This window comes from Arthrobacter sp. SPT-J7, from assembly GCF_059089965.1.
On sequence record NZ_JBNHFF010000136.1, the window covers coordinates 1 to 8,885 of the forward strand.

Annotated in this window: 9 protein-coding genes; 5 read left to right on the forward strand and 4 right to left on the reverse strand. The window is 63.4% G+C overall.

Features of this window, described 5'->3' with window-relative positions; translation table 11 throughout:
• Window positions 1-168 precede the first annotated feature (168 nt).
• From AC5RWX_RS26835 to AC5RWX_RS26845, 3 genes are all read right to left on the reverse strand, one after another.
• Window positions 169-372, reverse strand: a complete 204-nt coding sequence (locus tag AC5RWX_RS26835) for a cold-shock protein (RefSeq protein ID WP_066274236.1) — start codon at window positions 370-372, stop codon at window positions 169-171.
• 186 nt (window positions 373-558) lie between these two features.
• Window positions 559-1,383, reverse strand: a complete 825-nt coding sequence (locus tag AC5RWX_RS26840; RefSeq protein ID WP_494099313.1) for an alpha/beta fold hydrolase — start codon at window positions 1,381-1,383, stop codon at window positions 559-561.
• A 61-nt stretch (window positions 1,384-1,444) separates the two neighbouring features.
• Complete coding sequence (locus AC5RWX_RS26845; RefSeq protein WP_494099314.1) at window positions 1,445-2,656, reverse strand: S8 family peptidase; 1,212 nt, start codon at window positions 2,654-2,656, stop codon at window positions 1,445-1,447.
• A gap of 316 nt (window positions 2,657-2,972) precedes the next feature.
• Here AC5RWX_RS26845 and AC5RWX_RS26850 point away from each other — a divergent pair, with 316 nt between their 5' ends.
• Both AC5RWX_RS26850 and AC5RWX_RS26855 read left to right on the forward strand, forming a co-directional pair.
• Entirely contained in the window at window positions 2,973-3,194 is a 222-nt protein-coding gene (locus AC5RWX_RS26850; protein WP_494099315.1) for a hypothetical protein, read from the forward strand.
• 170 nt (window positions 3,195-3,364) lie between these two features.
• The gene (locus AC5RWX_RS26855; protein ID WP_494099316.1) at window positions 3,365-3,817 is read left to right on the forward strand and encodes a DUF4383 domain-containing protein; all 453 of its coding nucleotides are present in this window, start codon (window positions 3,365-3,367) and stop codon (window positions 3,815-3,817) included.
• A 115-nt stretch (window positions 3,818-3,932) separates the two neighbouring features.
• Here the strand turns inward: AC5RWX_RS26855 and AC5RWX_RS26860 are convergent, their stop codons facing one another.
• Window positions 3,933-5,345, reverse strand: coding sequence for an amidase (locus tag AC5RWX_RS26860; RefSeq protein WP_494099317.1), 1,413 nt, complete (start codon window positions 5,343-5,345; stop codon window positions 3,933-3,935).
• Between the two features lie 224 nt (window positions 5,346-5,569).
• Here AC5RWX_RS26860 and AC5RWX_RS26865 point away from each other — a divergent pair, with 224 nt between their 5' ends.
• The 3 genes from AC5RWX_RS26865 to AC5RWX_RS26875 all read left to right on the forward strand — a co-directional run bounded on the left by AC5RWX_RS26865 (window position 5,570) and on the right by AC5RWX_RS26875 (window position 8,762).
• Window positions 5,570-6,124 carry an HNH endonuclease gene (locus AC5RWX_RS26865; protein ID WP_494099318.1) on the forward strand — a complete coding sequence of 185 codons (555 nt, stop codon included), beginning with the start codon at window positions 5,570-5,572 and terminating at the stop codon, window positions 6,122-6,124.
• 281 nt (window positions 6,125-6,405) lie between these two features.
• The gene (locus AC5RWX_RS26870; protein ID WP_494099319.1) at window positions 6,406-7,383 is read left to right on the forward strand and encodes a hypothetical protein; all 978 of its coding nucleotides are present in this window, start codon (window positions 6,406-6,408) and stop codon (window positions 7,381-7,383) included.
• Window positions 7,384-7,505: 122 nt separating this feature from the next.
• A complete protein-coding gene (locus tag AC5RWX_RS26875; protein ID WP_494099320.1) occupies window positions 7,506-8,762 on the forward strand; it encodes a DUF3500 domain-containing protein in 1,257 nt (418 codons plus the stop codon).
• The last annotated feature ends 123 nt before the right edge of the window (window positions 8,763-8,885 follow it).

The window sequence follows — 8,885 nt, forward strand, 5'->3', positions numbered from 1 at the left end:
CTGGCGAAGGAGATTGACAACCCTGCGCTGGCGGCGTTCCTGGCGCAGCGGCACCACAGCTAAAGCCGGGCCGAACCAGCAGACCCGGGTTAACAAAAAGCAGGGCCGGTCAGTGACCGGCCCTGCTTTCAAACTTTGAAACCCTGAGGCCTCAGTTTCTCTAAGAAATTAGAGGGACTGGATGTTTACGGCCTGGGGACCCTTGGGGCCCTGCTCGGTTTCGAAGGAGACCTTCTGGTTCTCTTCGAGTGAGCGGAAGCCGGAGGAAGCGATCGCAGAGTAGTGTGCGAAAACGTCCTGTGAGGAGTCATCGGGGGAAATGAAGCCGAAGCCCTTTTCAGCGTTAAACCATTTGACGGTACCAGTAGCCATTATTTTTGTCCTTCGTGAAGGTGGAGGAAAAGTCCCGACTTTCGGGTCCTCCGGTGTGGGGTGTTCAAAACCGCTACTTCAGAAGAACGGGGACTTTCGACCCCGCGTACTGCCTGAACTACCAACTGCATAAACACAACAACAGGATTGACTCTACACGAGATTTCGAACACCAATTACCACTTTTCACTTTTGCCGCTCATTCCAGAACGCGAGCACGTGCTCGGCGACTTCGCGGGGAGCAACCAAAAGCGGGGCAACGTGGCCTGCGCCGGTCACCTGCGCGAAGTGGCCGTCCGGGACACTTAGCGCCGCACGCTCAGCCTCTTCGAGGTCAAGCAACGCATCGTCACGGCCCGCCAGCATCAGGACCGGTACCCTCAGGCGGGGCAGGACCGGGCGGAGATCAGGCCGGTGCATCATTACCGACTGCATGGCCCAGTACTTTCCGCGCCTGTCACCACGGTCGAAAGCGTTCCGCACCGCTGCGGCAGCCGAGGGTGCCGTCGTCGCGACACCCCGCCCGGCGAGCGCTTCCGCGAGGATTTTGCTGAATGGCCGTGGGCCCATGACCCGGTAAAGGTGGACAAGGAGCGCGTTCTGCCTGCGCTCCTGCTTGGTCAGAGGGTAAGGCGGCGTCCCGATTGTTGCCAGCGATCCGCAGCGGGCCGGGAACCTGTCGGCGAAGACGATCCCCACATGCCCTCCCCAGGCGTTGCCCACCCAGTCCGCCTGCCCGGCAAGGTTGAGCGAATCCATAATCTGGGAAGCGGCGGTGGCACAGTCTTCGAGGGTGTACCGCCTGCGGGGGCCGGGGCTGTCGCCGTGCCCCGGTCCATCTATGACGAATAGCTCGCGTTGCTGTCCGAGGGCCTTCACCACGCCGTCGAAGGTTGTGGAGTCGACGAAAAGGCTGTGCCACAGTACTGCCGGATATCCCTCGCCGCTCCGCCGTACCTTGAGGGCACCAAGAAGGGTCTCAACCATGACGGAGGAAATGTCTGTGACCACGGCGGCCTCCAGGTGTTGCTGTTGACAAGTGCGGTTCCGTACTTAGGTGCCATTCCGACGGCTAGGGGCAGCCGCCGACGGCTTTGCATGCGTTTACGCGGCCATGTGCCCAATAGGTCCCGTGGCCAGTAAGCTTCTCGGCAGCCGATTCAACCTTTGTACGCACGGCAGTCTGCGTGGCACCAGGATTGGTACTCCAGACAAGCGCGGCAGTGGCAGCGACGATCGGTGATGACATGGACGTTCCGTTGCCCACGTCATATCCCAGCGCCCGGTTGTTCTGCGTGCCGAGGACGAATTTGTGGTTCGGGAACGTTGAGTAGACGTTGACGCCTGGCGCTGCGATGTCCACCCAGCTGGCTCCGTAGGTTGAAAACGCTGCTTTGGCGTCGTTGTTGTCGGTAGCGCCGACGGCGATCACGTTGGGATAGGCGCCAGGGTAGATCTTGGTCTGATTGCTGCCATTGCCGGCTGCGGCAACCAGCACGGCACCCTTATTCCACGCGTTATTCACGGCAGTCTCGAGGGTGCGCGATGCCCGCACGCCTATGCTCATGTTAATCACCTTGGCACCGTTGCTGACCGCCCAGCTGATCCCGTTTGCGACGCCCGATGTCGAGCCGACTCCGCTGTCATTCAGGACCTTGCCAGCCAGGATGGTGCAGCCCGGGCACACACCGGCCACGCCCTCTGTGTTGTGAGTGGCGGCGACGATACCGGACACATGGGTGCCGTGGCCGTAGATGTCGTCATTGCTTGCCGCACCGCTGAAATTGGCGCGCCCAACAACCTTCGGATTGATGTCAGGGTGGTCGAGGTCGACACCTGAATCGAGGACGGCAACTTTGATGCCGGTACCGGTGGTGACACCCCAAGCTTCGACAGCGTCAACATCGGCGTCCACTTTGCCGGTGGCGATCGTTATATCGCCGTTGGTATTGGTGAAGGACTGGCCATCATTTTGCAAGGCGTACTGGCGCGGGAAATACTGGTCAGCTGTGGCGGCGGTGGCTACCTGATCCGGCTCGGCGTACTCCACCACAGGGTTCCGGCTCAGGGCTTCCACGAGCTGAAGTTCTTTTCCGGCCGGCACTTTGATGAGTCGCGCGCCGGTGTCCCCGATAGCAGGTCCCTCGTTGAGGCCATGCTGGCGCAGCGCACCGGCGGCAGCAGCATTGTCCCGGAACTTGACCATGATCTGCCCCGCAACGTGTGATGGATCGGTCGCCGCGTTACCCACAGCTGCTGAGTTGACTGCGCCGAGCGCCAGCATTGCCGCTGCGAAACCAGCCATAGCGATCTTTTTCATGGGGGTCATCATGCTCCAAGCTGCACCCGGCTGGATAGGGGAAGCGGACAACTTCCCAATTTGATGACCGACTTCTTCACCATGCGGCCGGGTGAAACCGCGGCTCCTGTGCCGCCGGGGCCCGTGCTGTGCAGCGGCTCCGCGTCCATGCGGCGCATTCACCGCGTGTTTCTTAGGGCCTATGACGAGGCGCCCGGCCTGGTGCGTTCCGCAGGGTCCGGCGATACAGCCCGCACAGCCTACGTAGGTGAGGTGTTGGGAAACTTCGACAAGCAAGGAAATGAAGACGGCCGCGGAGCACGGAAGTAACCAGGTTTCCAATAAGTTCCTGGTGGGCTACCTCGGGATGGTGCTGGCGACCAACCCGCCCGCGGACCGCAGGGAACTGTTCAAGGAAATCTCCCTGCCGGTCCGCCTCGCCTACAAACTCATCGGACGCAGAATGTACCGGAAACAGTACCCGACGCTCTTCCCCGGGCGTCCGATTCCCGAGACGCTCTAATCCCCTCCGGCGAAACGCGCAACGGGCGCACTTGTCCCGGGCGTTTGAATAAATTTTTGGCAATAGACCCATCCGACGTGCGGTAACTCCCGAATAGCTGGCATAACCCTTTGGGCTGGCAGGCCAAAACCTGCAAGTCCATCAACACATACCGCATTCAGGAGATCACGATGGCAACACACACCAGCACCGGCACGGCAACCCGGACCAACGTCCAGAAGGCATCGATGGCTGTGGGCGCAGTGTTCCTGCTGGTCGGCATCCTGGGCTTCGTTCCGGGAATCACGGCCAACTTTGACCAGCTGCACTTCGCCGGCCACCACTCCGAGGCCCTGCTGTTGGGCCTCTTCCAGGTCTCGGCCCTGCACAACATCGTCCACCTGCTCTTCGGCGTGGCCGGCCTCGTCCTGGCCAAGACTGCCGCAGGCGCCCGCTCGTTCCTGCTCTACGGCGGCATCATCTACCTGGTCCTCTTCATCTACGGCCTGGTCATCCCCCAGGACACCGCCGGCAACTTCGTCCCGGTGAACGGTGCTGACAACATCCTGCACCTGCTGCTCGGCGTCGGCATGGTCGCCCTGGCCCTGATCCTCACCAAGGGCCACGCCAAGGCACGCGCCTAAATAGTTCCCGCCGCCTCCGGGCGCATTGATGGCCCCGGCCGCAGCTTTCGCTGTGACCGGGGCCCTCATTTTTAACTGCTCGATGCTCCCCTGTCCCGCTCTGTACCGGGCTGCGTTACGGCGGGGACGCCCTCTGGCGCCCGGCAACGCTTTCCAGCCACGGGGCGAAGTCCAGCGCCAGCGCGTCCGCACCGGGGCGTGCGACGACCTGGACGGACAGGGGCAGGCCTTCGGAGGACAACGCGACGGGCAGCGACACAACCGGTGCACCCACCATGGTCACGGCCCTGCATTGGCCCATAATGTCCCAGCCAAAGATGGACTGCCCGTCGATGTCCAGATTCCCGGACATGTCACAGGCAGGACCGCCGGCCACGGGCAGGAGGACGATGTCAGCGGTTTCGAAGACCACAAGGTCCCGTTTCCTTGCCACCTCGGATGCGGACACGGCAGCCCCGACTTCCCCGGCATCAGTACCCAGGGAGCGCTGGATGACGTCGAGGTTCGCAGGAAGGACCAGGTGCTCCCTGCCGGCGATGGCGGCGGCATGGTCGGTCATGGGGTCGACGGGACGGAGCCGGTTGTAAGCTGCCAGCGAGTCGGCAAACAAACCCGGTACGTGGATGACCGTCCTGACCTCCTGCATGATCCGCTCCGCCAGGGAGGCCAACATCGCGGACACTTCACGCCGCACCGGTCCCAATGCCGAACCGTCACTCCATGCCACCGCAATGCCGCCCGGCACGGTGTGACCGGAAAAGGTCCGGGCGGCGGGATTCCTTGCCGCAAGAACGGCGAGCGCCGTCCGCAGGTCCCGCACTGAGCGGGCGAGCGGTCCCAGGACTTGGGTCGCCGCTTGCAGGCGGGCGCCGGGCGGGGACGGGTTGCCGGTCCCGTACCAGCCGCCGGCTCCGGGAACGATGCCCAGGTCGGGAACGGTGCGCGGGGTGGGCCGCAGCGCGGTGATCCCCACACACTGTGCCGGCCACCGTAGCGATCCGCCGTAATCGGTGCCCAGCCCGAGTGCGGTGACGCCGGCAGCGACGGCGGCAGCTTCTCCTCCGCTTGAGCCGCCCGGCGTCGCGCCCGGGAACCGGGGGTTGAGCGTCAAGCCTCCGACGGGGCTCTCGGTAACGGCGCCGAACGCAAACTCGGGGCAGTTGGTTTTCCCCACCACCACGGCACCTGCCTCCTGCAGACGCCGCACGGCCGTGGCAGTGAACGTGGCAACGTTCCCCTTGAATGCCGCGCTCCCGCCAGTGAGCTGCAGGCCCGCCACCGCGATGACGTCCTTGACGCTGAGGGGAACACCAGCCAGCGGCCCGGGATCCTCCCCGCGGGAGCGACGGCGATCCACCTCCCGGGCGGCAACCGCAGCGCCGTCCCAGTCCTCCTGGATAAAGGCACCAAGAGCAGGAATGGAAGCGGACCGCACCTGCGCTTCCGCCAGGACATCCCGGGCGGAGATGTCACCGGCGCGGACCATGGAGGCGAGCGCTGTGGCGTCCGGAACAGGTGCCGTTGTCACCGGCGCGTTCCCCCCTCTGGTGGTCCTTAGTTTGGCAGGGGCAGCCTCTGCAAGCGGCCCCGCCGGGTAGTTAAACCGAATGTATCAGGACCAGGTTCACCGGAACTGTTGCTGCCTGGCAGTACTATTTTCCTGGCCCAGTGGGGGCAGCAGCCTAGGGCTGAAGAATTATGGGGGAAGTCTTAGTGCTGAATTTGAAGCGGATCTATTGGACGCGTACTTGTATGCGCATGGCGTACCTGGCCGTCATGGTGTGGCTGGCAGTTGCGGCCTTCATGTCGCTTACCTCGAATATGCGGTTCGGAGCTGCCACCAGTCCAACTTCACGCTCTGGTGCCGGCCTGGTGGGTGAAATATTCGGCAACCTGCTCCACAGCGTCCTCGCGGCAGTTCTGGCGCCCGGCCTGTTCGCCGTCGTCCTGGTTATCGTTGCCGCAGTCGTTAACGGTCGGGATGTCCGGCGCCGGGACCCGGTGCGTCGTTTCACCCGCCAGCAGCGCCGGGAGGGCATGGCCCGCGCGGACGGCCAATGCGAGATGGAATCAGGTTTTGGCCGCAGGTGTTCGCGTCCCGCCGAGCACGGCGACCACTTCTACCCCTGGTCCAAGGGCGGGTCCACGAGCCTGCAGAACTTCGTTGCTGCCTGCGCCAGATGCAACCGCACCAAGGGTGCCCGGATTCCGTCACCAAGCCAGCAGGAAAGGCTGGAACGACGACGGCGGAACTATCTGGCGCCGTCGTCGCCCGTCAGCGTCGGCCAGCGCCAGCCGCTCCCCTGACCCGAGGTCCTGACGAGACGGACACGGTATGAGTTTGCCGTCGGACCTTCCCTGCAGTGATGATGGCGTAGCGCGCGACGCGCGACCGGCTGGGGGCGTGGGGTTCCCCTGGAAGGGCTACACGCCCCAGAAAGTTCTCGTTGCTGCATTTTCCTTCCGCCAATACTGCTGCGCACCGGCCCTCCCCCCGGGATGTAGCCACCCTGAACCAGCTCCTGGACGACGAAGTCTGGGCCTTCAGCAACTGCCGGGTTGACGCGCCGGGCAGGCCCGTGGCAGAGGTGGACTGGTTCTTCTACAACGCCCGGCTCGGAACCATCATGATCAGCGAATGGAAGGGATTTCCCCACCGCGTGGCATTGGCCACCGATACCGGCACCCCTTGGGTCCTGGACGGCGGCATGCATGTCGCCAACCCGGTGGAACAGGTGTCGAAGCAGCTTGACGCCGTCCGTGCGGTCCTGCGCAACGCCATCCTTCTGCAGCACTTCCCCGCTTTCGATCCGCAGCAGCTGCGGTTGATGCAAAGCGTTTATTCACCGCAGGTGGACGAGCGCACAGCCATTGAGCGCATCCGTTGGGGCAAGGTCTACGGCAGCCTGCCCGACTTGGCCGGCGTCATCGCGAACTCAACCAGCACGTCCCCGCTTCGTTTGCCCGACGCCGGTACCCGGCTTGGGCTGGCAAGGGCACTCTGTGCGGTCTTCCGCACAGAAATGCCAACCGATGACGCAGCAACACTGGAGGTGACAACCAGCAAAGCAGAAGTTGACGCTGTCCAGCGCATCAGCGAGATACACCGGCAAATCGCTGCACTGCATCGGGAACTGGCTGACCTCACGCTTGTTGCTGCGGGCAGGGACACTACCGAGCACCCGCCGGTATTGAAGAAGCCGCAGTTAGCGGCTCCCACGCAAATCAACGCCAGCAAAACCGAGGTTATAACCGAACACCAGCGCATGCACGCGCATCTGGTGCGGAGCTTCAAGGGGGTAAACGGCAGCAAAAGAGATGCAGCCGAAGCGCTCGAGAAAGCATGGAAGCTGGTGCTCAACGATCCTGCGCTGCATGGAAAAACCGGGATCAGCATTTCGCTGTTCGGCTCCGTTGGGACGCCGCTGGTGAAGCAGCACCGTCAAGAATCGTTGCAGAAGGTGCTCGGCATGCAACTTGGCAAGTGGTGCGTAGAGCAGGCAAAGAACGCTGGCCTGAAACCGCAAGACGTCCCCGGGAAGCCGTCGAACCTAAGGCTGCGCTAGGCAGTTAGGCGGCCGTGTGCCCAGTAGCTGCCTGAGCCTTCACGACCACAGTCCCGGTGCCTCACAGCGGGTGCACAGCCTGGAGCTAATGGAGGGACAGGTCCTGGCTGTTCACTCGTTCCATGAACACCTCCACAAAATCTACATCCCAGCGCTTCTGGTCCCGCTTCGGCTCCTCAATCGCCGCCTTGGCCCTGGCCAGCTCACTGGCCGCCTGCAGCGTTCCCGGCAACGACTCCGCCGTCGGCACCAGCACAGCCACCACGTCATCGGCGATTGCCACAGCCGCTTCCACAGCCGGAGCATCAAGCGCAGCAGGCACAACATCAACAGCCACCACCGCCGGAACCATCACGGACACGGCCGCGGCTGCGGAGGCGTTCCTCGCAACCCTCAGCGCTGAACAGCGCGAGCAGGTCCTGTACTCCTACAACGACGAAACAAAGACCACGTCGTGGTCAAACTTCCCGGTCACCTTTGTGGAACGCGCCGGCATCAACATGGCTGACCTCACGGAGGAGCAACGGACCGCTGCCCTGGCTGTCCTGGAAGCCCTGCTCAGCGACGAGGGCTACGAGACCGTGAAAGGCATCATGGAGGGCGACCAGTTCCTGCTGGAAAACAGCACCAGCACCGAGGACTCCCTCGGCCAGTACTACATCGCGTTCTTCGGCGACCCGTCCGGCACGAGTGCATGGCAGCTGCAGTTCGGCGGCCACCACCTGGGCATCAACGCCACGCTGGACGGCAGCACGGCATCTGTTACCTTCGCACCCACGCACCTCGGCTCCCAGCCCGCCGTCTATACCGATGCCAGCGGCACCGAGGTCCAGCCGCTGTCCGGAATGTACGACACCGCGTTCGCGTTCTACAACAGCCTCACCACCGAGCAGCAGGCCGCGCTTTACCAGGGCTCGGAAATTTCGAACCTGGCCTGCTCACCCGGTGACACCTGCGATTATCCGACTGGCACCGGCATAGCCGGCTCTGATCTCACCGACGAACAGAAGCAACTCCTGCTGGACCTGATCGCCAACTGGGCGGGCCTCTCAGACGAGGAAACCACTGAAAACACGCTTGCTGCAATCGAAGCGACGCTGGACGGGACCTACATCAACTGGTCCGGCGCCACCGAATACGACATGACCCAGGGCGAAGGCATCTACTTCCAGGTCTCGGGCCCCAACGTCTACATCGAATTCTCCAACCAGCAGGGGTCCGCAAATGCCGACGTCGACGGCTATGTGACCGGTGGGTGGGGCCACATCCACACCATCTACCGCGACCCCAGCAATGACTACGCCAACAGCGCCACGCAGCAGGCAGCCACCGGCATGATGGGCGGCGCCGGCATCCCGGGCGGAACCCCGCCCAACTGAGCGATCCTCGCTTCCTCGGGAGAACCTGCTCCTCCCGGGGAAGCGACTGAGCGTTCGACGAAACTTGCAGCACTCCGCCGGGGCGCTCCAGCGGTACCACCGAAAATCGTTGTAACGCTTAGG

Excerpts from the sequence above, each read along its gene's own strand:
- AC5RWX_RS26835 (WP_066274236.1), bottom strand. The coding sequence starts at position 372 with ATGGCTACTGGTACCGTCAAATGGTTTAACGCTGAAAAGGGCTTCGGC.
- AC5RWX_RS26845 (WP_494099314.1), bottom strand. The coding sequence starts at position 2,656 with ATGCTGGCGCTCGGCGCAGTCAACTCAGCAGCTGTGGGTAACGCGGCG.
- AC5RWX_RS26850 (WP_494099315.1), top strand. The coding sequence starts at position 2,973 with ATGAAGACGGCCGCGGAGCACGGAAGTAACCAGGTTTCCAATAAGTTC.
- AC5RWX_RS26855 (WP_494099316.1), top strand. The coding sequence starts at position 3,365 with ATGGCAACACACACCAGCACCGGCACGGCAACCCGGACCAACGTCCAG.
- AC5RWX_RS26865 (WP_494099318.1), top strand. The coding sequence starts at position 5,570 with ATGCGCATGGCGTACCTGGCCGTCATGGTGTGGCTGGCAGTTGCGGCC.
- AC5RWX_RS26875 (WP_494099320.1), top strand. The coding sequence starts at position 7,506 with ATGAACACCTCCACAAAATCTACATCCCAGCGCTTCTGGTCCCGCTTC.